Origin of the sequence: Brevundimonas sp. (genome assembly GCF_035999125.1) — a bacterium.
Taxonomy (GTDB): Bacteria; Pseudomonadota; Alphaproteobacteria; order Caulobacterales; family Caulobacteraceae; genus Brevundimonas.
This window is the reverse complement of record NZ_DASYGX010000007.1, coordinates 211,189-234,261: the sequence shown is the minus strand read 5'-3', so window position 1 is coordinate 234,261 and position 23,073 is coordinate 211,189. Positions and strand designations below refer to the sequence as shown.

At 70.8% G+C, this 23,073-nt stretch carries 18 protein-coding genes; 5 read left to right on the top strand and 13 right to left on the bottom strand.

All coding sequences use genetic code 11. From position 1 onward, the window contains the following. Positions 1 to 8: 8 nt before the first annotated feature. From hfq to VGN45_RS06665, 6 genes are all read right to left on the bottom strand, one after another. Positions 9 to 254 (bottom strand): RNA chaperone Hfq, encoded by a 246-nt coding sequence (gene hfq, locus VGN45_RS06690; RefSeq protein ID WP_327460640.1) that lies wholly within the window; start codon positions 252 to 254, stop codon positions 9 to 11. Between the two features lie 82 nt (positions 255 to 336). Next, positions 337 to 1,200, bottom strand: a complete 864-nt coding sequence (locus tag VGN45_RS06685; protein ID WP_327460638.1) for a D-amino-acid transaminase — start codon at positions 1,198 to 1,200, stop codon at positions 337 to 339. After that, positions 1,200 to 2,618 (bottom strand): sigma-54 dependent transcriptional regulator, encoded by a 1,419-nt coding sequence (locus tag VGN45_RS06680; RefSeq protein WP_327460635.1) that lies wholly within the window; start codon positions 2,616 to 2,618, stop codon positions 1,200 to 1,202. Before VGN45_RS06680 ends, VGN45_RS06685 begins: the two co-directional genes overlap by 1 nt. Before the next feature lie 9 nt (positions 2,619 to 2,627). Continuing rightward, positions 2,628 to 4,904 carry a PAS domain-containing sensor histidine kinase gene (locus VGN45_RS06675; protein ID WP_327460633.1) on the bottom strand — a complete coding sequence of 759 codons (2,277 nt, stop codon included), beginning with the start codon at positions 4,902 to 4,904 and terminating at the stop codon, positions 2,628 to 2,630. 60 nt (positions 4,905 to 4,964) lie between these two features. Beyond that, positions 4,965 to 5,972 (bottom strand): tRNA dihydrouridine synthase DusB, encoded by a 1,008-nt coding sequence (dusB, locus tag VGN45_RS06670; RefSeq protein ID WP_327460631.1) that lies wholly within the window; start codon positions 5,970 to 5,972, stop codon positions 4,965 to 4,967. A 16-nt stretch (positions 5,973 to 5,988) separates the two neighbouring features. Then, complete coding sequence (locus VGN45_RS06665; RefSeq protein ID WP_327460629.1) at positions 5,989 to 6,408, bottom strand: MAPEG family protein; 420 nt, start codon at positions 6,406 to 6,408, stop codon at positions 5,989 to 5,991. Between the two features lie 92 nt (positions 6,409 to 6,500). Here VGN45_RS06665 and VGN45_RS06660 point away from each other — a divergent pair, with 92 nt between their 5' ends. Next, positions 6,501 to 7,652 (top strand): bifunctional 2-C-methyl-D-erythritol 4-phosphate cytidylyltransferase/2-C-methyl-D-erythritol 2,4-cyclodiphosphate synthase, encoded by a 1,152-nt coding sequence (locus VGN45_RS06660; RefSeq protein WP_327460627.1) that lies wholly within the window; start codon positions 6,501 to 6,503, stop codon positions 7,650 to 7,652. Between the two features lie 262 nt (positions 7,653 to 7,914). Here the strand turns inward: VGN45_RS06660 and VGN45_RS06655 are convergent, their stop codons facing one another. Beyond that, positions 7,915 to 10,188: a fused MFS/spermidine synthase gene (locus tag VGN45_RS06655; RefSeq protein WP_327460625.1), complete on the bottom strand. Its 2,274-nt coding sequence runs from the start codon at positions 10,186 to 10,188 to the stop codon at positions 7,915 to 7,917. 93 nt (positions 10,189 to 10,281) lie between these two features. On the opposite strand from VGN45_RS06655, the gene VGN45_RS06650 reads away from it, so the two are divergent. Further along, a complete protein-coding gene (locus VGN45_RS06650; RefSeq protein WP_327460623.1) occupies positions 10,282 to 10,773 on the top strand; it encodes a nicotinamide-nucleotide amidohydrolase family protein in 492 nt (163 codons plus the stop codon). Further along, on the top strand, positions 10,770 to 11,006 hold the full coding sequence (locus tag VGN45_RS06645) for a sulfurtransferase TusA family protein (protein WP_327460621.1): 237 nt from the start codon (positions 10,770 to 10,772) through the stop codon (positions 11,004 to 11,006). The genes VGN45_RS06650 and VGN45_RS06645 overlap by 4 nt, the downstream gene beginning before the upstream one ends. Here VGN45_RS06645 and VGN45_RS06640 read toward each other — a convergent pair. Continuing rightward, complete coding sequence (locus VGN45_RS06640) at positions 10,969 to 11,907, bottom strand: YihY/virulence factor BrkB family protein (RefSeq protein ID WP_327460619.1); 939 nt, start codon at positions 11,905 to 11,907, stop codon at positions 10,969 to 10,971. The genes VGN45_RS06645 and VGN45_RS06640 overlap by 38 nt on opposite strands. A gap of 164 nt (positions 11,908 to 12,071) precedes the next feature. Here VGN45_RS06640 and VGN45_RS06635 point away from each other — a divergent pair, with 164 nt between their 5' ends. Further along, a complete protein-coding gene (locus VGN45_RS06635; protein ID WP_327460616.1) occupies positions 12,072 to 13,388 on the top strand; it encodes a diguanylate cyclase domain-containing protein in 1,317 nt (438 codons plus the stop codon). A gap of 191 nt (positions 13,389 to 13,579) precedes the next feature. Here the strand turns inward: VGN45_RS06635 and mfd are convergent, their stop codons facing one another. Beyond that, complete coding sequence (mfd, locus tag VGN45_RS06630; protein ID WP_327460614.1) at positions 13,580 to 17,035, bottom strand: transcription-repair coupling factor; 3,456 nt, start codon at positions 17,033 to 17,035, stop codon at positions 13,580 to 13,582. Further along, positions 17,035 to 17,352, bottom strand: a complete 318-nt coding sequence (locus VGN45_RS06625; protein ID WP_327460611.1) for a succinate dehydrogenase assembly factor 2 — start codon at positions 17,350 to 17,352, stop codon at positions 17,035 to 17,037. The genes mfd and VGN45_RS06625 overlap by 1 nt, the downstream gene beginning before the upstream one ends. Before the next feature lie 97 nt (positions 17,353 to 17,449). On the opposite strand from VGN45_RS06625, the gene recG reads away from it, so the two are divergent. Then, positions 17,450 to 19,522, top strand: coding sequence for an ATP-dependent DNA helicase RecG (recG, locus tag VGN45_RS06620; protein ID WP_327460609.1), 2,073 nt, complete (start codon positions 17,450 to 17,452; stop codon positions 19,520 to 19,522). On the opposite strand, the gene VGN45_RS06615 is transcribed toward recG, so the two are convergent. Genes VGN45_RS06615 through rfaE2 form a run of 3 tightly spaced genes read right to left on the bottom strand, consistent with a single transcriptional unit; the run spans position 19,471 to position 23,059 of the window. Continuing rightward, on the bottom strand, positions 19,471 to 20,610 hold the full coding sequence (locus VGN45_RS06615) for a DUF3089 domain-containing protein (protein WP_327460607.1): 1,140 nt from the start codon (positions 20,608 to 20,610) through the stop codon (positions 19,471 to 19,473). The genes recG and VGN45_RS06615 overlap by 52 nt on opposite strands. Next, positions 20,607 to 21,608: an ADP-glyceromanno-heptose 6-epimerase gene (gene rfaD / locus VGN45_RS06610; RefSeq protein WP_327460605.1), complete on the bottom strand. Its 1,002-nt coding sequence runs from the start codon at positions 21,606 to 21,608 to the stop codon at positions 20,607 to 20,609. The genes VGN45_RS06615 and rfaD overlap by 4 nt, the downstream gene beginning before the upstream one ends. Further along, a complete protein-coding gene (gene rfaE2 / locus VGN45_RS06605) occupies positions 21,608 to 23,059 on the bottom strand; it encodes a D-glycero-beta-D-manno-heptose 1-phosphate adenylyltransferase (protein ID WP_327460603.1) in 1,452 nt (483 codons plus the stop codon). Before rfaE2 ends, rfaD begins: the two co-directional genes overlap by 1 nt. Positions 23,060 to 23,073: the final 14 nt, after the last annotated feature.

Below are 23,073 nucleotides of genomic sequence, written 5' to 3'. Positions count from 1 at the left end.
CTCGCGCGTCAATCTTCTTCGGAGTCGGGCTCGTACAGCTGCACGGGCGCCGACGGCATGATGGTCGAGATGGCGTGCTTGTAGACCAGCTGCGACTGGCCGTCCCGGCGCAGCAGCACGCAGAAATTGTCGAACCAGGTCACGATGCCCTGCAGCTTGACCCCGTTGACCAGAAAGATGGTCAGCGGCGTCTTGGTCTTGCGGACCGCGTTGAGGAAGGTGTCCTGCAAGTTCTGGCGTTTGTCTTGCGACATGGCGGGTTGGCCCCTGTTCTTGTTGTTTCCGTCCGGCCGGGCAGCGGGCGCACCCTAGCGGCGTCGCGCCGGTGGCCGCAACCTAGATGGCTTCGTCGCGTGCCCGATCAAGATAGAGCCGGCGCAGCCGTTTGGTGATCTCGCCCGGCTTGCCGTCGCCCACCTTTGCCCCATCGACGGAGATCACCGGCATCACCCAGGCGCTGGCGGCGGTGTAGAAGGCCTCTTTGGCCTTTTTCGCCTCTTCAACAGTGAAGGCCCGCTCGTCGAAACTGATCCCCGTCTCGCGCACCAGGTCCAGCAGGGCCGCCCGCGTGCAGCCGCGCAGGATGTTGGCCTGCACGTCCCGCGTCCGCAGCACGCCGTGCTCGTCGACGATCCAGGCGTTGGTCGAGCCGCCCTCGGTGACCAGCCCCATCTCGTCGATCATCCACGCCTCCGCCGCGCCCGCCTCGCGCGCCGCCTGCTTGGCCAACACGTTGGGCAAAAGGCCGACCGTCTTGATGTCGCATCGCCCCCAGCGAATGTCGGGCTGGGTGATCACCGCCACGCCCTTCTTCGCCACGGCGTCGGCCTTGCGCAGGTCCATGGGGCGGGCGGTCACCACCACGCTGGGCGCGGTCGTCTCGCCTGGAAACACGTGATCCCGCCGCGCCGTGCCGCGCGTCACCTGGATGTAAACCAGTCCGTCGCGCACCCGGTTGCGCCGCACCGTCTCGCGCAGCACCTGGGTCAGGGCCTCGCGCGTCATGGGAATGCGGATTTTCAGTTCGCCCAGGCTGCGGTGCAGCCGGGTCATGTGCGCGTCGAAATTGGCCAGTCGGCCGTCGAACACGGACCAGACCTCATAGACCCCGTCCGCGAACTGGTATCCCCGGTCCTCCACATGGACCACGGCGTCACGGTGCGGGCGATAGACGCCGTTGACGTAGGCGACGCGCGACATCAGCCCTCGCCCTCCGCCGCGTCGTCCAGATCGTCGTCCCCGCCTCGCGAGGGCGATACGCCCAGCGACTTCAGCTTCCGGTGCAGGGCCGACCGCTCCATGCCGATGAAGCCCGCGGTGCGGCTGATGTTGCCGCCGAAGCGCATGATCTGCGCCGCCAGATACTCCCGCTCGAACACCTCGCGCGCCTCGCGCAGCGGCAGGGCGATGATGCGGTCGGTGCCCAGTCCGCCGCCGTTCGACCCGCCGCCCTCCTGGGGCAGCATGTCCGCCGTGATCGGCTGGTCGGCCTCGCCCGTGGCCAGGATCAGCAGGCGTTCGACGTTGTTCCTCAGCTGCCGCACGTTGCCCGGCCAGGCGTTGACCTGCATGACCGCCACCGCATCCTCCGCGATGCGCCGCCGCGCCAGCCCCTGGGCGGCGCAGATCGATTCCACGAAATGCTCGACCAGTTCGGCGATGTCCTCGCGCCGCTCCGACAGCGGCGGCACGCGCACGGGCACCACGTTCAGCCGGTGGAACAGATCCTCGCGGAACCGGCCGGCCTCGATCTCGCCCTTCAGATCGCGGCTGGTGGACGAGACGACGCGCACGTCGACCTGCACGTCCTGATCCCCGCCAACGCGGCGGAACCGCTGCTCGACCAGCACGCGCAGGATGCGGCTCTGGCTCTCGCGCGGCATGTCCGCGACCTCGTCCAGATACAGGGTGCCGCCGTGCGCGCGCTCGAACGTGCCGGTGCGGTGCGGGCGACCGTCGGCCCCCTCCTCGCCGAACAGCTCGACGTCCAGGCGTTCCGGCGTCATCCCGGCCGCCGAGATGGCCACGAATTCGCACCGCGCCCGCGGGCTGGCCTCGTGGATCTGACGCGCCACCAGCTCCTTGCCCGATCCCGGCGGGCCGGAGATCAGCACCCGGCTGTTGGCCGGCGCGACCTTGGCGATGGTCGAGCGCAGGGCCTGAGCCGCCGCCGACTTCCCGATCAGCCCTGGCGGCGACATCACCTGGGCCCGCAGCCGCCGGTTCTCCCGCTTCAGCGACGCCGCCTCCAGCGCCCGCTGGATCACCACCACCAGCCGGTCCGACTTGAACGGCTTCTCGATGAAGTCGTAGGCGCCGCGCTTCAGCGCGCTGACCGCCGTCTCGATGTTGCCGTGGCCCGAGATCATGACGACCGGCAGGTCCTCGTCCACACCCTTGATGACGTCCAGCAGCTCCAGCCCGTCCAGCCCGCCGCCCTGCATCCAGATGTCCAGCAAGGCCAGAGACGGCCGCCGGGCCCGGATCGCGGCCAAAGCCTCGTCGGAGTTGGAGGCGACGCGGACGGAATGCCCCTCGTCCTCGAGCAGCCCGGCGACCAGGTCGCGGATGTCCGCCTCGTCGTCCACCACCAGAATGTCGGCGCCTGTGGGTCGCATCTCGCCTCGCTAGCTTGCCGTCGCGTTCGCAGGAACAGGGGTCCGGGTCACGCCCGGTTTCAGGGGAAACACCAGGATCATCCGGGCCCCGCGCAGGGTCTCGGCGTCGCCCAGCTTCAGCTCGCCGCCGTGGTCCTCGCAGATGCGCCGCACGATCGCGAGGCCCAGGCCGGTGCCCTTCTCGCGCGTGGTCACATAGGGTTCGGTCAGGCGATCGCGGTCCTTTTCCGGCAGGCCGACGCCGTCGTCCTCGACGATGAAACAGGCCTGGTGATCCTCGACGACCAGCCGGGCGATGATGGCCGCGGCAACCGGATCGCCGTCGCCCTGGATCGCGCGTCGCGCCAGCACCGCCTCGCCGGCGTTCTTCAGGATGTTGGTCAGCGCCTGGCCCACCATGCGGCCGTCCCAGTGGGCGACCACCTTGGCCGGCGGCTTGGGCATGTCCACCGCCACCTCGGGCTGGGCGACCCGTTGGGCGAACACGGCTTCGCGCAGCAGTTCCGCCGGGTTCTCGGCGGTGAAGCGCGGCGTCGGCATGCGCGCGAAAGACGAGAACTCGTCCACCATCCGCCCGATGTCGCCCACTTGGCGGATGATCGTCTCGGTGCAGCGGTCGAAGGTCTCGACGTCGTCCTCGACCCGGCTGCGATATCGGCGGCGCAGGCGTTCGGCCGACAGCTGGATCGGCGTCAGGGGGTTCTTGATCTCGTGCGCGATCCGCCGGGCCACGTCGCGCCAGGCGGCGTTCCTCTGGGCGGTGACCAGGCGCGTGATGTCGTCGAAGGTCAGCACCATCTCGCCGCCCAGACCGCTCTCGATCCGCACGCGCAGGCGCCGCGTCTCGCCCTCGCGGGTGACGTCGACGTCCTCCTCGATGTGCGCTTCGCCCCGTTTGAGCAGGTCGCTCAGCTCCGGCGACACTTCCGCCAAGGTCATGCCGATCAGTTCCGTCTCGGCGATGCCCAGCAGCAAAACCGCGCTCTCGTTCACCGCCGAGATGCGCCCCTTGCGGTCCAGACCGATGACCCCGGCCGAGACGCCCGACAGCACGGTTTCGATGAAGCGGCTGCGGCCCACCGCTTCCTCACGGGCAGCCAGGAGAGCGGTCTGCTGCGCCTCAAGGTCGCCGGTCATTCGGTTGAACGCACTTGAAAGCGCCGCCAAGTCGTCGGCGTCCGACGGCTCCTCCACCCGCGCCGACAAGTCTCCGGCGGCGACCTGATCGGCGGCCGAGATCAGGCGCCCGATCGGCGCCGAGATGGCGCTGGCCGCCGCCATGCCCAATCCCATGGCCCCGACGAGGACCAGAAGTGCGCTTTCAAGGTAACTCAGCGCGAACGCCCACTGGAGCCGTGCCTGGCTTTCTTCCGCCTGGCGATAGGCCACGATCGACTGCTCGCTGGTCCGCATGCGTGCGATCAATCCCGGCTCGAGCGGCCTGACCGCATAGAGATAGGCGTCGCCGTAGCCCCTCAGGGGATACAGTGCCCGCACCGCATCGGGAGCCTCGGTGACGCCCGAGGGCGCTTCCTCCCCCTGCGCCGCCAGGTCCAGATCGGAACGCGGCGGGGCGCGATAGGGTGGCGCGCCCGGCAGCTCGCCGCGCGCCAGCACGCGGCCGTCGCCGTCCAGAATGTAAAGCGCGGGATAGCCGAAGATGTCCGCCGTCTGGGCCAGCAGCGCCGAGAACCAGATGCGGTCTTCACGAAAGCTCGCCATGGCCTCGGGAGCGGTCAGCTCGTTGGTCATGGTGGCCAGGTCGGATTCCAACGTCGCGCCGACGTCTCGGAGATAGGCCTTGGCGATCTCCGCGCCGTTGTCGACGGCGGTCTCGACATTGTCGCTGAACCAGCGATCCACGCCGCGATTGACCAGAACGCCGAAGACGACAGCGATCAGCACCGCCGGAGCCACAGCCACGAGCGAGAACAGGGTGGCGAACCTCAGGTGCAGTTTTGCGCCAGCACGCGACCGGTCGCGGATCAACGCCAGCATCTGCCGCCCCACAGCCGCGCCGAGCGCCGCGATCAGGATCAGGTTCAGCAACAGGGCGATCAGCACCGCTTGGCTGGTTGAGGCCCTTCCGCCGTCCAGACCCGGCGCGTTCGGCGCCGTCGCGACCACCCAGATGGCCCCGCCCACGACCAGGAAGGCCGCCACATAGCCGACGGCGAACAGCGGCCGACCGCCGCCCATGCCGGCGAGATCGCCCAGCGACCAGCCCTTCGCCGCCTCGGGAGAGGGCGAGGTCCGACCGTCCGTGGGCGTCGATGGCGAACTCATGCGGGACGGCACTCTTCCCCACCTGTTGCCTGAAATCAACAGATCAGTTGCCGAACGGCGTCACTTAAGATCCCACAACACCGCCAGGGCCTCATCGACCTCGGCCACGCTTTCCAGCCGGCACAACCGCGCCTTGGCCGCGCGCCGGTCCAGCGGATTCTCCGGCCGCGGGGCCTGTTCGACGTACCAGCCCAGATGCTTTCGAAACATGCGCAGGCCCAAGCCCTCGCCGTAGAAGTCCAGCACGGCGTGCAGGTGCTCGACCACCAGCGCGTGTCGGGCCACGGCGTCCGGCTCCGCCTCTACGACGCCGCCGTCCAGCGCCGTCTGCATTTCCGCGGCGATCCACGGGCGGCCATAGACGCCGCGCCCCAGCATCACCCCGTCGGCGCCCGAGCGCCGCAAGGCCTCGCGGGCGTCGTCCGTCGTCCGGACGTCGCCGTTCACGATCACCGGCACGTCGACCGCCGCCTTCACCTCGGCCACCGCGTCCCAGTCGGCCTCGCCGGTGTAGAACTGGCATCGCGTCCGGCCATGCACCGTGATCGCCTTGACGCCCAGGTCCCGGGCGCGCGCGGCGATGGCGGGCGCGTTGCGGTCGTGGTCGTCCCAGCCCAGCCGCATCTTCACCGTCACGGGCCGCGAGGTGGCGCGCACCACCGAATCGATGATCCGCGCGGCCAGTTCGGGCTGGCGCATCAGGGCCGATCCGGCCGCGGCGCCCGTCACCTCCTTGGCGGGGCAGCCGAAGTTCAGGTCGATCAGGTCGGCGCCCGCCTGTTCGGCCATGCGCGCGCCCTCGCCCATCGTCACGGGGTCGCGGCCCACCAGCTGGATCACCGTCAGCGGCAGGCCCTCGCCCACCGCCGCGCGCCGGACCACGTCGGGCCGTCCGCGCGCCAGCTCGGCCGAGGCGACCATCTCCGTCGCCACGTAGGGCGCGCCCAGCCGGCTGGCCAGCCGGCGGAAGGGCAGGTCCGTGATGCCGGTCATGGGGGCGGTCAGCACCCGGCCGGGCACCGTCACGTCGCCGATCTGAAGGGTCCGGGTTTCCACACGGCGCCTCATAAGGCGTCCGGCCGGTTCAGAACACCCGCATCGCCGCGCGGACCGCCAGAACCACCAGCACAAGGCTCGACGCCATGAACAGCGCCCAGCGCAGCAGAATGACGTTGATCAAAGCCTGCACCAGGCTGTGGGCGATCCTGAGCCCAACGTAGGCCCAAGCGAGCTGGAGGTTCAGCCCTCCTCCCGACCCCGCGACGGCGAGCGCCAGGGCGGTGGCGTAGAAGAGCGTCGGCTGCTCCATCAGGTGGTTGTAGTTGTCCGCCTTCCACCGCACCTGCGGCGGCAGCGACTGGGTCAGCGTGCCCGACGGCACGTCGGGATCCAGCTTGATCCGAGCTTTCCTCATGGCCGGAATGCGCGTGACGTAGAGCCACGCCCACATCACCAGCGACCAGAGGACCAGCGCCATCACAGGCGCGAGAATGGTCTGCGTCATGGATTCCCCCTCATGCCGATCCATGCTGCGTCGGACGTCGTCGTCGCGCAACGCCCCTCGCCAGCTTCGCCACCGCCGACTAGAAGCGGGCCATGACCTTCTCCGCCGTCGTCGTCGCCGCCGGGTCCGGGAGCCGTGCCGGCGGCGCCAAGCAATGGCGGCTGCTGGGCGGATTGCCCGTCGTCCGCCGCTCCGTTCAGGCCCTGCTGGACGCCGGCGCCGATCCGGTCGTGGTCTGCATCCCGGCGGACTCCCGCGACGAAGCCGATCGCGCCCTCGCCGGCCTCTCGGGCTGGATCGCCGTTCCGGGCGGGGCCGACCGTGCGGCTTCGGTCCGCGCCGGCCTGGCCGCGCTGGACGACCAGCCCGCCGATCGACCTGTTTTGATCCACGACGCCGCGCGACCGCTGCTGTCCCGCGCCGTGATCGACGCCCTGCTGACGACTCTTCAGACGGCGGACGCCGCCGCTCCGGTCCTGCCGGTCGCCGACAGTCTGCGCCGCGACGACGAGGGCCGCATCGGCGAGACGGTCATCCGCGACGGCCTGCTCCGCATCCAGACGCCCCAGGCCGCGCGGCTGGGCGCCCTGACTGCCGCGCTCGACGCCTGGCCGGACCCGACCCCGCCGACCGACGAGACCCAGGCCCTGCGCCGCGCCGGCCTGACCGTCGCCCACGTGCCGGGCGACGCGCGCCTGATGAAGCTGACCCATCCGGAGGATTTCGCCATGGCCGAGGCCCTGCTCGCATCGACGGAGCGGCGCGTCACCCGCGTCGGGCATGGCTACGACGTCCACCGCTGGGGTCCCGGCGGCGCCGTCTGGCTGTGCGGCGTCGAGATCCCGCACGACCGGTCGCTGATCGGCCATTCCGACGCGGACGCCGGCCTGCACGCCCTGACGGACGCAATTCTGGGGGCCTTGGCCGAGGGCGACATCGGCGACCACTTCCCGCCGTCCGATCCGCGCTGGAAGGGCGCCGCTTCCGACGCCTTCCTGGCGCACGCCCGCGATCTGGCCGAGGCGCGCGGCGGCCGCATCGTGCACTGCGACGTCACCCTGATCTGCGAGCGGCCCAAGGTGAAGCCGCACCGCCAAACCATGCGCGAGCGCATCGCCGCGATCCTGGACCTGCCCCTTCACGCCGTCAGCGTGAAGGCCACGACCACCGAGGGCCTGGGCTTCACCGGCCGCGAGGAAGGCCTGGCCGCCATGGCGACGGCCACCCTGGAGCTGCCGGACTGACCTTTCGGAGTTTTCGTTGAACCTTGCGGGCGCCGGTCGGGCTGGATGCGGCGGCGTGTTCGAATTGGCTGGTTCTTCACAACGGGCACAACGAAGAGAAAGCCACAACGGACACGACGGGGCTGGGGCGCGGGCCGCGCGCAGCGCCATGGCGTCGAAGACGACGGAATGCCTGCGGCAAGTCGCGCTCGGTACCGTCGTGTCCGTTGTGGCCTCGTTGTGCTCGTTGTGATGCCCTTGCCCTTGGTAAAGGACCACGGCTCTAGAAGTTCGCCCGGACCAGCGATCCGAACAGATTGACGTAGTCGTCGGTCCACGGCCGCACCTCGGTCGGCGCCAGCCGCCGCCAGCGCGGATCGGCGTCGAAGTCCACCATCCCCGCCTCCGTCGGCGACAGGATCAGCGCCTCGGTCGAGGCCTCGGCCATGTCCGGCAGCTCGGCCCGTTCGATGAAGATCTGGTGTCGCTCCGGCACCCGCAGCGCCCGCGCCGCCGCGACCGCCGGCAGGGTGATGTCCAGGTTCCGGTTCGACAGGTGCAGAACCACGATCCCGTCGGGCTTCACCAGCTTCAGGTATCCCGCGATCGCCTCCTGCGTCAGCAGGTGGGTCGGCACGGCGTCGGACGAGAAGGCGTCGATGATCAGCAGGTCGTACGACCCGGCCGGCTCGTCCTCCAGCGTCAGCCGCGCGTCGCCCAGCACCGTCCGCACCGGGCCGTCGGCGCAGCCGTTGATGTAGGTGAACCAGTTCGGATCGCGCGACAGGCGGTCGACCATGGGATCGATCTCGAAGAAGGTCAGCGCGTCGCCCGCGCGCTTGTAGGCCGCCATGGCCCCCGAGCCCTGCCCCACGACCCCGATGTTCACCGCCGGACCGCGGTTCTGGACCATCACCGCCGCCTGTCCGATCGGCGTGGACGGGGCGTAGTAGAGGGTCGGCGAGCAGGCGTACTGCGGATCGCGCGCCTGCGCGCCGTGCAGGGTCGTGCCGTGCATCATCACATGCACGTCGCCGCCCAGCCGCTCGTCCGGCACGTTCGAGATGCGCATGACGCCGAAGAAGCTGCGCTCGCTGTAGGTGGCGTCATAGCCCTTGTTCACCCACTGCGCCGACAGGGTCATCGCCGCCAGCAGGGCCGTGAACGACAGGGCGTTGTCCCGCACCAGAAAGGCGCAGATCGCCGCCGCGCCCAGCAGGATGACCGTGATCTGGCGGAACACGACCGGATCCTGGAACAGGGGCCACAGCATCTCGTTGGCGTGGACCACCGCGTGCACCGCCGGCGGCATGGCCGCGATCACCAGTCCGGCCAGCAGGAAATACGCCTCCCGGTACCCCAGCCGCCACCCGCTGCCCCACGGCCGCGCCAGGCCGACGAGCACCAGCATCAGCGGATACTCCCAGACGTCGTCGAAGATCACCGGCGCCAGCAGGGCCGTGAAGGCGCCGCCCACCACACCGCCCAGCGACATCAGCAGATAGAATTCCGTCAGCCGGTCGGGCGCCGGCCGCCGCGCCGCCAGCAGCTGGTGGCACATCAAGGTCGTGAAGAAGAAGCCCAGAATGCTGATCCCGAACAGCACCAGCCACTGGTCGCTGCGGAACGCCGCCAAGCTGACCGCCACGCCGCCCACCGCCGCCTGGATCACCAGGGTGATCGGCAGCGGAATCCAGGGCCTGGCCTGAAACGCGATGACGAATGTCAGCAGGTACAGCGCCAGCGGGATCACCCAGAGGAAGGGCGCCGACGCCACGTCGGTCGACAGGTGCGCCGTCACCCCCAGCATCAGGCTGGACGGCGCGGCGGCCAGGCCGATCAGGATCAGCCGGTCCTGCCACGACATCGGCGCGCTGCGCTCCAGCGCCGCGGGCGCGGCCTCGGCCACACGCCTACGCCACACCGTCAGCGCCATGACCACGATCAGAACGACGAACACGGCATAGCCGCCCGTCCAGCCCCACCGCTGGCCCGACAGCGTCGCCAGCGGCTCGATCAGGACGGGATAGCTCAGCAGGGCCAGGAAGCTGCCCAGGTTCGAGGCGGCGTAAAGAACGTAGGGGTTCTTGCCGTCGGCGTGGTCCGCCCGCACCCGCGCGTACCAGGCCTGCAGCAGCGGGGCCGTGGCCGACAGCACGGCGAACGGCGCGCCGATCGACAGCGTCAGCGTGCCCAGCAGCCAAAGGATCGGCGCGGACGGATCCGGATCCCCCAGCACCCCGCTGACGCTCAGCGGCAGGAACAGCGCCGCCGCCAGAAGCAGCCCCAGATGCACCAGCACCTGCGTGCGCAACGAGCCGATCCGCTGCAGCAGGTGGGCATAGCCGTATCCGGCCAGCAGCGCGGCCTGGAAGAAGACCATGGCCGTGTTCCAGACCTGGGGCGATCCGCCCAGCATCGGCAGGACCAGCTTGGTCACCATCGGCTGGACCACGAACACCAGCGACGCCGAGGTGAAGATGGCCAGGGCGAACAGGACGGGCGTCAGCCGGTCGCCCGTGGGGGCGGTTCCGGCGGGAACGTCGGCTGCGCTCATGAAGTCTCCTGCGGGATCGCTCGGGCGCGCGGTCGACGCGCGGCCCCTGTCCGGTGCAGGTTAAGACGACTCGCCCCGCGCTTGGAAAGCCCGATGTTCGACCGCGACGTTCTCGACCGTGCCGACGCCGTCCTCGCGGCCGCCCGCGCGCGCGGCCTGACCCTCGCCACGGCCGAAAGCTGCACCGGCGGCCTGGTCGCCGCGGCCCTGACCGCGGTCGCCGGCTCGTCGGACGTCGTGGATCGCGGCTTCGTCACCTATTCCAACGCCGCCAAGGTGCGGATGCTGGGCGTGCCGCAGGCGGAGATCGACTCGCACGGCGCCGTTTCCCGGCAAGTCGCCCGCGCCATGGCCGCCGGCGCCGCCGACGCGGCCGGCGTGGCCTTGACCGTCGCGATCACGGGCGTGGCCGGCCCCGGCGGCGGCACGGTCGAAAAGCCCGTCGGTCTGGTCTGGTTCGCGGCCCTCGGTCCCGCCGGCCTGATCGACCGCGAATGCCGGTTCGGCGATCTCGGCCGCGACGGCGTCCGCCACGCCGCCCTACTTCAGGCGCTCGACCTCCTCCTGGACAGAGCCGCAGCATGACGGAGATCGTCGTCGACGCGCGCGGCCACCGCTGCCCGGTGCCGTCTCTCAAACTTCAGAAGGCCCTTGAAAGCGCCGCGCCGGGATCCACCGTGACCCTCTTGGCCGACGATCCGCTCGCCCGCATAGACGTGCCCCACCTGATCGGTTCAGGCCCGCACGCGCTGGCGTCGGTGGACGAGGCGGACGGCGTCCTCAGCTTCCGCGTCGTGACCGGCGCGCGGCCAGGCTGACGACCTGAGCGGTCGCGGCCTCGGCCGCCACGGCCTCGTCGTCGAAGCTCGGCGCCCCGCGCGCCCGGTCGGCGATCTCCATCTCCGTGGCGAAGGCCCCGCCATAGAAGATGGCGTTCACGTTCCACGACAGCCAGATCAGCAGCACCACGATGGCGCCGACCGAGCCGTAGGTCGCGCCCAACGGGGCGATCTGCTCCACATAGATGGCGCAAAGCCAGGAGCTGACCATCGACAGCACCGTGGCGATGGTCCCGCCGATGATGGCAGGGGCCCAGGCCACCCGCGTCCGGTGGCTCATGGCGTAGCGGTAGAGCAGCGTCAGCCCCACCGCGAGTCCCAGCGCCGGCAGCAGGCCGTCGAACGGCAGGCCTCCGCCCGTCTGGCCGCCCGACGTGTGCGACATCAGCCGCGCGGTCACCACCGCGCCCGACACCACGGTGAACAGGGCGAAGGCGAACAGGGCCACGAAGAAGGCCAACAGGTTGAACTTCAGGAACCCATGCGGCTCCTGCTCGTCGTGGATCAGGTTAAGTCCGGCCAGCAACGCCTTGAATCCCCGATGCGCCGCATAGGCGCCGACGATCAGGGCGAAGGCCGACTGGGCCGACACGGCCCGCGCCGACGTCTGCGCCAACCGCTCGATCTCGGTCAGGAAAATGGACCGCGCGGCGGCGGGCAACAGGTCGGCCAGGGCCGCCGCCTGCGCGCTCACTTCGCTGATCGACAGGCCCACCTTGTACAGGCCGATCAGAATGGCGATCGCGGGGAACACGGCCAGCAGGGCGAAGAACGACACCCCGCCGGTGTACAGCATGACGTCCCGGCCCCAGCTGCGGGCGAACGCCCGTCCGGACAGCCTGACCCACCACATCGGCGTCCTGACGTCGTCCTGTCGCAAATCGGCGTTCCTCGGCCCACGGAGCGGCGGAAGGTAACGGATTATTTCACGGGCGGAAATCCCGGCCGCGATTTCGCCCGCCCGGCGAATGCGCCGTTGCGGCGCGTGCGGCCCCCCGTCTATGGTCCGCCCGCTTTGGTGGGCTCCCGGGGAAAACACGTCGCGTGAGGGCGGAACCGCGCATTCTGGTTCTGGCGGCCGAGGATTCGGTCGTCGGCCCCCTGTGCCAGGGCCTGGACGTGGTCGGCTGGCGCACCGTCACCGCGCGCGGCCTCGGCGCCGCCCTGTCGGTCTTGGGCGACCTGCCGGTCGAGGCCCTGCTGATCGACGCCCGCCTGCCCGACGCCGCCGACTGGAGCCGCGCCCTCAAGCAGGCGGCCCGCCCCCGCGCCCTGCCCGTCCTGGCCGTCGCCGCCTCGGACGCGTCGGACCGCGACGCCTTCGACCTGGTCATGTCCGGCGCCGGTCACCCCGCCCAGGTTCGGCTGCGGCTCGAGAACCTGATGCGCGGCGCCGTGGCCGAGGAGGAGATCGCCCTGCGCGCCGCCACCTTCGGCGCCCGCGGCGTGCGGCTGCGGCCCGCCGAGCCGGACGCCTCGGCCCTGCGCATCCTCGCCGCCGGCCCGCCGGATCACCGCGTCCTGGCCCTGTCCAACGTCCTCGCCGACCACGGCTGCGAGGTGGTGGCGGCCCCCACGCCCTACACCGCCTTCGACTATCTGCACGAGCGGGCCTTCGACGCCGCCGTGCTGTGGAGCGGCCCGGACCGCGCGCCCGCCCAGTCCATCGCCGCCGGCATGCGCCGCAACACCCGTTTGCAGCAGATTCCGGTGATCCTGTACCAGTCCGGCGAGGACCCGGCCGACCTCGCCGACCTCTACGGCCGGGGCTTCGCCGACGTCGCCGAGGCCACGGTGCCGGAGCCCGAAACCGCCGCCCGCATCGTCGCCCTGGCCCGCACCTACCGCGAGCATCAGGCCGTGCGGCGGGCGCTGGAGGCGACGCGCGGCTCCGGCCTGACCGACCCCTCGACCGGCCTGTTCACCGACGACCTGTTCGCCGCCCATCTGGCGCGCGTGATCGAGGCCTCCGACGCCCGGCGCCGCCCCCTGTCGGTCTGCATCCTGCGCGTCGCGCCCAGCGACGAGCTGAAGGCCGCACGCCAAGGCGGCTGGCTGGATCGCGCCCTGCCTCAGGTGGGGGCCATGGTCTCCCGCCTGATCCGCGTCGAGGACACCGCCGCCCGGCTGTCGGACGAGGTCTTCGCCCTCGCCCTGCCCGCGACCGACGCGGCCGAGGCGCGGCTGGTCGCCGAGCGGATCGCCGCGGTGCTGGGCTGCACCGCCTTCGACGCGGGCCCGGGCGCCCGGCCCTTCACCGTCGCCTTCGACGTCGGCGTCGCCCAGCGCACGTCCGGCGAGGCGCCCGGCTCCCTGCTGGAACGCGCGTCGCGGGACGCGGCGGCGGTGACGATGAACTGACGGCCGTGTGCGTTTCCCTTCTCCCCTTGCGGGAGAAGGTGGCCTCGCGGAGCGAGGTCGGATGAGGGGTCGAGGCACGACGCGGAGGCGTTGGGCCGAGGAAAGCGACGTCCTCGGTCGTATACGACCTCGTCCACCCCTCATCCGTCAGGCTTCGCCTGCCACCTTCTCCCGCAAGGGGAGAAGGATTCTCAGCCCGCCTTCGCCACCCGCGCCAGATCGGCCGTCACGCGCTCCGCCGCCTTCAGCCGCTCGTCGGCGTCCGGCCAGTCGCCCTTGACCACGACCTTCTGATCCGGCCGCAGCTTCCAGCTGGCGTGGTTCTTCTGGATCAGACCGACCAGCCCCGCCGGGTTCGGGAACCGGTTGTCCCTCAGCGTCAGCACCGCCCCCTTCGGCCCCACGTCGATCCGCTCGATGCAGGCCTCGCGACAGTTGGACTTGATGCCGACGATGCGCAGCAGCTGCTTCGCCTCGTCCGGCAGCGGCCCGAACCGGTCGATCAGCTCCGCCGCGATCGCCTCCCTGTCTTCGCCCTTCTCGGCGTCCGACAGGCGGCGGTACAGGCTCAGACGCACGTTCAGGTCCGGCACGTACTCCTCGGGAATCAATACCGCGGCGCCCGTGTTGATGGTCGGAGACCAGCCGCGGTCCTGAACCTCGCCCCCCGCCTCGCGCAGGCTGGCGACCGCGTCCTCCAGCATCTGCTGGTACAGCTCGACCCCAACCTCTCGGATGTGGCCCGACTGCTCGTCGCCCAGCAGGTTGCCCCCGCCGCGCTGGTCCAGATCGTGGCTGGCCAGCTGGAAGCCTGCGCCCAGGTTGTCCAGCGACTGCAGCACCTGCAGCCGCCGCTCAGCCGACAGGCTCAGCGGCTTGTTCGGATCGGTGGTCAGATAGGCGAAGGCGCGCGCCTTGGCCCGCCCGATCCGGCCCCGGATCTGGTGCAGCTGGGCCAGACCGAACATGTCCGCCCGGTGCACGATAAGGGTGTTGGCCGTCGGGATGTCGATGCCGCTCTCCACGATCGTGGTAGAAACCAGAACGTCGTAGCGCCCGTCGTAGAAGGCGCTCATCACGTCCTCCAGCTGAGTCGGGCTCATCTGGCCGTGGCCGACGGTGAAGGTCACCTCCGGCGCCTGCTCGCGCAGGAACCGCTCGACGTTCTCCAGATCCTTCAGGCGCGGCACGACGTAGAAGGCCTGACCGCCGCGGTACTTCTCGCGCAGGAGGGCCTCGCGGATCAGCACCGGGTCCTGCGGCGTCACATAGGTGCGCACCGCCAGGCGATCGACCGGCGGCGTGGCGATGATCGACATCTCGCGCAGCCCCGACAGCGCCATCTGCAGCGTGCGCGGGATCGGCGTGGCGGTCAGCGTCAGCAGGTGCACGTCGGCGCGCAGAGCCTTCAGCTTTTCCTTGTGCTTCACGCCGAAGTGCTGCTCCTCGTCGACGATCACGAGCCCAAGGTTCTTGAACCCGACCTGGTCGCTCAGCACCGCATGGGTGCCGACCACGATCTCGACCGAGCCGTCCTTCAGCCCCGCGCGCGTCTCCGCCGCCTCCTTCGCCGTCACCATCCGCGACAGGTGCCGCACCTTCACCGGCCAGCCGGCGAACCGCTCGCTGAAGGTCTTGAAGTGCTGCCGCGCCAGCAGCGTGGTCGGGCAGACCACCGCCACCTGCATGCCCGACAGCGCCACCACGAAGGCCGCCCGCAGGGCCACCTCGGTCTTGCCGAAGCCCACGTCGCCGCAGACCAGGCGGTCCATCGGCATGCCCTTGCCCAGGTCCTCCAGCACGTCGCCGACCGCGTTCAGCTGGTCGTCGGTCTCCTCGTACGGGAAGCGCGCGCAGAACTCGTCGAACAGCCCGTGCGGCGGCGTGACGGCGTCGGACGTCTTCAGGGCCCGCTTGGCCGCCAGCGCGATCAGGCCCTCGGCCATCTCGCGCAGGCGCGCCTTGGCCTTGGCCTTGCGCGCCTGCCAGCCCGCCCCGCCAAGCCGGTCCAGCTGCACGCCCTCCCCGTCCGAGCCGTACCGGGTCAGAAGATCTATGTTTTCAACGGGCAGATAGAGTTTGCTCTCGCCGGCATAGAGCAGCTCCAGGCAGTCGTGCGGCGCCTCCTGGATCTCCAGCGTCTTCAGGCCCTCATAGCGGCCGATGCCGTGATCCAGGTGCACGACCAGATCGCCGGCCGTCAGCGCCGACGCCTCCGCCAGGAAGTTCGCCGCCCGGCGCTTGCGCCGCGGTCGGGCCAGCCGGTCGCCCAGGATGTCGGTCTCGCTGATGACGGCAAAGCCCGGCGCGACGAAGCCGTGGTCGATCGGCACCACGGCGCGCAGGATCATCTCCTTGGACGCCTTGCCCACGTCGGCCCAGTCGCGCACCGCCACGACCGGCTGAACCCCGTGGTCGCCCAGCATGGCCGCCAGACGCTCGGAACTGCCCTCGGTCCAGCTGGCGAAGATCACCTTGCGCCCTTCGACCCTCAGCGTCTTCACGTGCTCGGCCACCGCCTCGAACAGGTTGACGCTGTCCTGCGCCCGCTCCGCCGCAAAGGTCCGGCCCAGCCTCCCGCCGGCGTCCACGCCCTGCCCCGCGAACGGCGACAGGCGTCGCACCTTCCGCCCGGCCAGCGCGGCGTTCCAGTCGCTCTCGGGCAGATACAGACGCTCCGGCGGCAGCACGCGCCACGCGCCCGACGACTTCGACGGCCCGTCCTTCGACGCCTTGCGCGCGTCATGTGCGTCGGCGATCAGCGACCAGCGCTCCGCCCGCGCGGCCTCGACCTGCGGGTCGAGGAACACCGGCGCCCCGTCCGGCAAATGGTCGAACAGGGTGTCCAGCCGCTCGTGCAGCAGCGGCAGCCAGTGCTCCAGCCCCTGCCGCCTCGCGCCCTCGCTGACGGCGGCGTACATCATGTCGTCGCCCGCGGCCCCGAACAGGTTCAGCCAGCCCGTCCGGAACCGCGAAATGCTCTCCGGCGTCAGCAGCGCCTCCGACACCGGCGCCAAGGTCAGGCTCTCGCGTTTGCCGGTCGACCGCTGCGTTTCCGGATCGAACGTGCGGATCTGCTCCAGCTCGGATCCGAACAGGTCCAGCCGCACCGGCTCCTCGAAACCCGGCGGGAACACGTCCACCACGCCCCCGCGCACCGCGAACTCGCCGCGCTCAGACACGGTGGACGCCCGCACATAGCCGTTGGCCGCGAAATGCCGCTCCAGCTCGGCCAGATCGACCTCGTCGCCGACCGCCGCCTCGAAGGCCGCGTCCTGCGTCAGGCTCCTCGCCGGCACGCGCTGCGTCGCCGCCGAGATCGTCGTCACGACCAGCAGCGGCGTCCGATCCTTCGGATCGCGCCGCCCCAGCCGGCTCAGCGCCGCCATCCGCTCGGCCGACACGGCGGCCGTCGGGCTCAGTCGGTCGTACGGCAGCACGTCCCACGCCGGGAACGTCAGCGCCTCCACGTCCGGGGCGAAGAAAGAAAACGCCTGCGCGAACTGCGTCGCTCGCGAAAGATCGCGCGCCACGAACAGGGCGATCCCGCCCTCTTCTCTCAGCGCGTCTGCGACCACCAGGGCGTCCAGCCCCTCCGGCGCGCCGCCGATCTCCGCCTCGCCCGCGTTCAGCGTGGACCCGTCCATCAGCCGGCCCCCTGCGCGACCGCGGCCGACACATGGTCGCGCATGAAGGTCCGCAACCGCGCCATCAGCGGCGTCTCATGCTGCGCCGGCGTCTCGGCCCCGCCGATGATCCAGGCATAGATGCGATGGTCGTCATCCACGTCCAGCAGGGCCTCGAACGCCGTCAGCTCCGCGTCCGACAGCTCCGGCCCGACCCGCTCCACGAATGGCCCCAGCACCAGATCGGCCTCGCGGAAGCCCCGGCGCCACGCGCGGAACGTCAGCCGCCGCAGGCGCTCGGAAGGCGCGGATTCGGAATGCACGACGTGTTCGGTCACAAGAATTCTTGCCCGGTCTCTCTGATCTGATTGAAGCGTCCAGATAGACGCCCCGGCCCGATTTCGCCACCCGCGGCCCGGCCCTATGCTCACAAGGATGCGGCCGGAGATTCTGTTCCCCCTGTTTGCCGAGGTCTCCACCCTCAAGGGCGTGGGCCAGAAGGTGCTGCCCCTGGTGCAGAAGGTCGCCGGGCCGCTGGTCCGCGACCTCGTCTTCCTGTCGCCCACCGGCCTGATCCTGCGCCGCCCCATGACGGCCGCGGACGCGGTCGAGGATCAGGTCGGCGTCTTCACCGTCGTCGTCGACCGCATGATCGCGCCCGGCAAGCCTGGCGTCCCGCTCAAGGTGCGGGCCTCGGACGACACCGGCTTCGTCCATCTGGTCTGGTTCGGCGGGTCGCCGCAGCAGATCGATCGCCTCCTGCCCCGCAACGAGACCCGCCTCGTCTCCGGCAAGGTCGAGCGCTTCAACGGCGAGGTCCAGATCGTCCATCCCGACGTCTTCCGCCTCGACGGCGACGACCAGCCCGCCCCCGCCGAACCCGTCTATCCGGCCACGCAGGGCCTGACTTCGCGCCAGGTGCGCAAGCTGGTGCGCCAGGCCCTGACCACCGCCGCCGACCTGCCGGAGTGGCAGGATCCCGCCTGGCTGGCCCGCAACCGGTGGACCGGCTGGCGGCAGGCGATCGAGGCCCTGCACGCGCCGACCTCCCTGCCCGAACTCGAACCCGACGCCCCCGCCCGGCAAAGACTCGCCTATGACGAACTGCTGGCGCATCAGTTGGCCCTCGCACGCCGCCGCGCCGCGCGTCAGGCCCATCCCGCCCCGGTCATCGCCCCCGGCCCCGCGTCCGACGCCCTTCAGACGGCCCTGCCCTTCCGCCTGACCGGCGCCCAGGCCCGCGCCGTGGCCGAGATCCGCGCCGACCTCGGCTCCGGCACGCGCATGGCCCGCCTGCTCCAGGGCGACGTCGGCTCGGGCAAGACGGCCGTCGCCGCCCTCGTCATGGCCGACGCCGCCGCCTCCGGCTTCCAGTCGGCCCTGATGGCCCCCACCGAAATCCTGGCGCGTCAGCACCACGAGCGGCTCCAGCCCCTGCTGGACGCCGCCGGCCTGACCGCCCTGCTGCTCACGGGCCGCGACACGGTCGGTCAGCGTCGCGCGGCGCTGTCCGCCTTGGCCGACGGGTCCGCCCACGTCGCCATCGGCACCCATGCCCTGTTCCAGGACGCCGTCGCCTTCCACCGCCTCGGCCTCGTCGTCGTGGACGAGCAGCACCGCTTCGGCGTCGAACAGCGCGCCCGGCTCCAGGCCAAGGGCGAGGGCGTGCACATGCTGACCATGTCGGCCACGCCCATTCCGCGCACGCTCGAACTGACCCAGTTCGGCGATCTGGAGGTCTCCCGCCTCGACGAGAAGCCGCCGGGCCGCACCCCGGTCACCACGGCCGTCCTGCCGGTCGAGCGTCTGGACGAGGTCGCCGCGCGTCTCGGCCGCGCCGTCGCCGAAGGCGCCCAAGCCTACTGGATCTGCCCGTTGGTCGCGGAGTCCGAAACCGGCGACCTCGCGGCGGCCGAGGCCCGCGCCGCCGACCTGTCGAAACGTCTGGGTCTCGAAGTCGGCCTCGCCCACGGCCAGATGGCCGGCGCCGAGCGCGAGGACGTCATGCGCCGCTTCGCCGCCGGGTCTCTGCCCGTGCTGGTCGCCACCACGGTGGTCGAGGTCGGGGTGGACGTGCCCAACGCCTCGATCATGGTCATCGAGCGCGCCGACCGCTTCGGCCTCGCCCAGCTGCACCAGCTGCGCGGCCGCGTCGGGCGCGGCGCCAAGGCCAGTTCCTGCATCCTGCTATACGGAAGCGGTGAACAAGGTTTGGGCGAGACCGCTCGGGAAAGACTGGAGATTCTTCGCAACACCGAAGACGGCTTCGAGATCGCCGAAGCCGACTTCCGCCTGCGCGGAGGCGGGGATCCGATCGGCCTTCGCCAGTCCGGCTTCCCGGCCTATCGCTTCGCCGACCCGATCCGCCACCGGGACCTCTTGCGCGCCGCCGCCGACGACGCCCGCCTGATCCTCAACCGCGATCCGAAGCTGGACAGCCCGCGCGGTCGCGCGGTTCAGGTGCTCGAGGCGTTGTTCGACTGGCGCGACGGCAGAACATCCGACTGAGCCCGCCACGCCGCGATCCGCGCCTGCACATCGCGTTCAAGATCGCCATAGAACAGATTGTACGGCATCGCCTTTCTCCGATCCGCCCACGATCCGCCGCGCCGGAACGACTCCCCCCGCGCCTTGGTGTGCCGCAACACCCCCTCGCGGCATTCCGCCGTGATCAGCCCGCCCTGCAAGGCCGGATGCGCCTCCCATTCCAGGCCCGTGGCGTTGGTCGCCCCGGCGTGATCGCGCACCTGCGTCGGCCCGCCGTCGCGCACGCCCGTGATCGGATTGACGCACAGGGCCGCCCGGCCGTCCAGATCGACCAGCCGCCCCGCCTGGTCCCACACCAACGCCCGCCGCAGCCTGCGCCGCCCCGCCTCCCCGTCCTCTCCGATGGCCGAGAACGCCACCTGGCACCCCGCCTGATCCGGCCGTGTGCAGGCCGGCACGGCCTCAGGGACGTCCTCGGCCGCGATCACCGCATCGACCATGTAGACCGCGACCAAGCGTCGGCTCAGCGCGGGGTCAGCGGCCACCCGCGCCTTGACCAGCCGGTCGATCAGCTCGGCCCCCTGCTCCATCCCGGCCAGCACGATCGGTCCCTCGGGGTGCCGCGCCAGCCAGGCGTCGAACGCCGCCTCAACGTCGCGATAGGCAAAGGCCCGCGCCTCACGCGCGTCGTCGCGCAGCGTCAGTCGGGTGTAGAGGCTGGCCTGCCGATACCTCGGCGCGCTGACCGGCCCCGCCTTGGCGAACGGCCCCGCATGGTTCGGCAGCACCACCCGCGCCAGATAGGCGTCGGCCTTCCGCTCCCCGATCGGCGCGTTCCAGTGCGGGCCGCCGTCATAGGTCGTCGAATGCACGAAGAAGACCGGCACGTCCCCGGCCCCCGGCGCCTTCGCCTCCCACAGCGCCCACGCCTCGCGCGCGGCATAATCCGGCGCCGGCGGCGGGTCATAGGTCTGGAACGGCACCTGCGGGTCAAGCCCGGCGCGCAGGATGTCCCCGCGCCACACCAGCGCCGCCGCCGTCAGCACGAACACGACCGCGAACCCGGTCCAGCCGACCCACTGGCGCCAGGTCAGCCGCGCCCCCTTCATCTGTAGGGGTCCGCCGTCATGAGGAAGTCCTGCACATAGCGCCGCACGCCCTCTTCCAGCGGCGTGGACTGCCCCGGAAAGCCGGCCTCGCGCAGTCGGTCCATGCGCGCCTCGGTGAAGTACTGGTATTTGTCGCGGATGCTCTCTGGCGTGTCGACGTACTCGACCGCCGGCGTCACCCCCGCCGCCGCGAACGTCGCATGGGCCAGATCCAGGAAAGACCGCGCCCGTCCCGATCCCGCGTTGAAGACGCCGGACACCTCCGGCGTCTCCAGCATCCAGGCGATCACGTCCACCACGTCGTCGACGAAGACGAAGTCGCGCATCTGGCCGCCGTCGGCGTAATCGGGGTGGTGCGACCGGAACAGGGTCACCGGCTCGCCGGCCCGCACCCTGGGCCAGATCTGCGCCACGACCGACTTCATCGTGCCCTTGTGACCCTCGTTGGGACCATAGACGTTGAAGAACTTCAGCCCCGCCCACTGGCTGGGCGCATGGCCCTCGTCCGCCTGCCGCACCGCATACTGATCGAACAGAAATTTCGACCAACCATAGGCGTTTAGCGGCCGCAGCGCCGACAGGCTCTCAAGATCGTCATCGTCGTCGAACCCCTGCGCGCCGTCGCCGTAGGTCGCGGCGGACGAGGCGTAGATCAGCCGCGCGTCCCGCAGCGCGCACCAGTCCCACAGGTCGCGCGACAGGCTGAAGTTGGTGCGCAGGATCAGGTCGGCGTCGGGCTCCGTCGTCGCCGAGATCGCGCCCATGTGCACCACCGCCTCGACCCGGTCCGCGTGTCGTTCCAACTTCTCGAACAGCTCCTCGGGCTGCCAGAAGTCGGCCAGCCGGTGCTTGGCCAGGTTCTTCCACTTGCCCAGCGCCGCGTCTTCCAGCCGATCGCACACCACCACGTCCCGCCGGTCCTCGGCGCACAGCCGCGCCACCACGTTGGACCCGATGAAGCCGGCTCCGCCGGTCACCACGATCATCCGCCGGCCCATCAGGCGTCCCTCATCTTCTCGATCGTGCGGGTGGTCGAGAAGCCGTCCTCGAACGTCGCCAGCCTCACCTCGCCGCCCCAGCTCTCGACCAGGTCGCCGCCCATCACGCCTTCGCGCGTGTAGTCCGCGCCCTTGATCAGCACGTCGGGCCGCAGCCGCTCGATCAGCGCCAGCGGCGTCGGGTCGTCGAAGCTGGTCACCCGGTCCACGCTGCCCAGCCCGCCGATCACCACCGCCCGGCTGTCCAGATCGTTGATCGGCCGCCCCTCGCCCTTCAGCCGCCGTACCGAGGCGTCGGTGTTCAGCGCCACCACCAGCCGGTCGCACCACGACCGCGCCTGCGCCAGATAGGCCACGTGGCCACGATGCAGGATGTCGAAACAGCCGTTGGTGAAGCCGACCTTCAGCCCCTGCCGCTTCCAACCCTCGACCACGTCCGCCAGCTCGTCCAGCGGCATGACCTTGGCGTGGGCGCCCGCGGCGTGCTGGCTCATCTCCGCGTCGATAAGCTCGGCGGGCGACACGGTCGCCGTGCCCGCCTTCCCGACCACCACGCCCGAGGCCAGGATGGCGAACTCCACCGCGGTCTCAAGCGACGCGCCCGCGCCCAGCGCCAGCCCCAGCGAGGCCAGCCCGGTGTCCCCGGCCCCCGACACGTCGAACACCTCGCGCGCCCGGCCGGGGAAGTGCTTGGCCGCCTCGCCGCGCCGCATCAGGCTCATGCCCTTGCCGGCCCGCGTCACCACGATCGCCCTGGCCGTCGTGGCGGCCAGTAGGGCCTCCAGCGCCGCCTCGACCTCCGCGTCCGTGCCGACGGGCAGACCCGTCGCCCCCGCCAGTTCGCTGGCATTCGGCTTGATCAGGTCGGCCGCGCCATAGCGGGCAAAGTCACGTCCCTTGGGATCCACGATCACCGGCACGCCCGCGCCCTGCGCCGCCTCCAGTGCCTGCCCGATCAGGGAATCGCTGACGAATCCCTTCGCATAATCTGATAATAGAAGGACCGAAGCACCAGAAAACGCGTCGCTTTCCCGTGCTTCCAGTAAGGTCGCCTCTTCATCGAGCCGAAGCAATTGCTGGCCGGCCGCGACGAACCGCGTCTTGACGATGGTGTCCGCGCCGGCCCGCCGTTCCACCGCGTCCTCGACCCCGTCCTCGGCCGCGATCAGCGCCGCCAGCTCATCGCCCGCCGCATCGCGCCCCGACACGGCACCCAGACGCGCCACCCCGCCCAGCGCCGCCACGTTGCGCGCGACGTTGCCGACGCCACCGGGCATGGCGACCCGCTGTTTCACCTTCAGCACGGGGATCGGCGCTTCGGGCGAGATGCGGTCCACTTCACCATAGACGTAGCGGTCCAGCATCAGGTCGCCGACGCAGGCGACCTTCAGCCCGCGCACGCGCTCCAGCAGCGCCTGCAGTCCGCCGAGGTCCAGGGTACGTTCAGCCATGCAGGTCAGCTAAA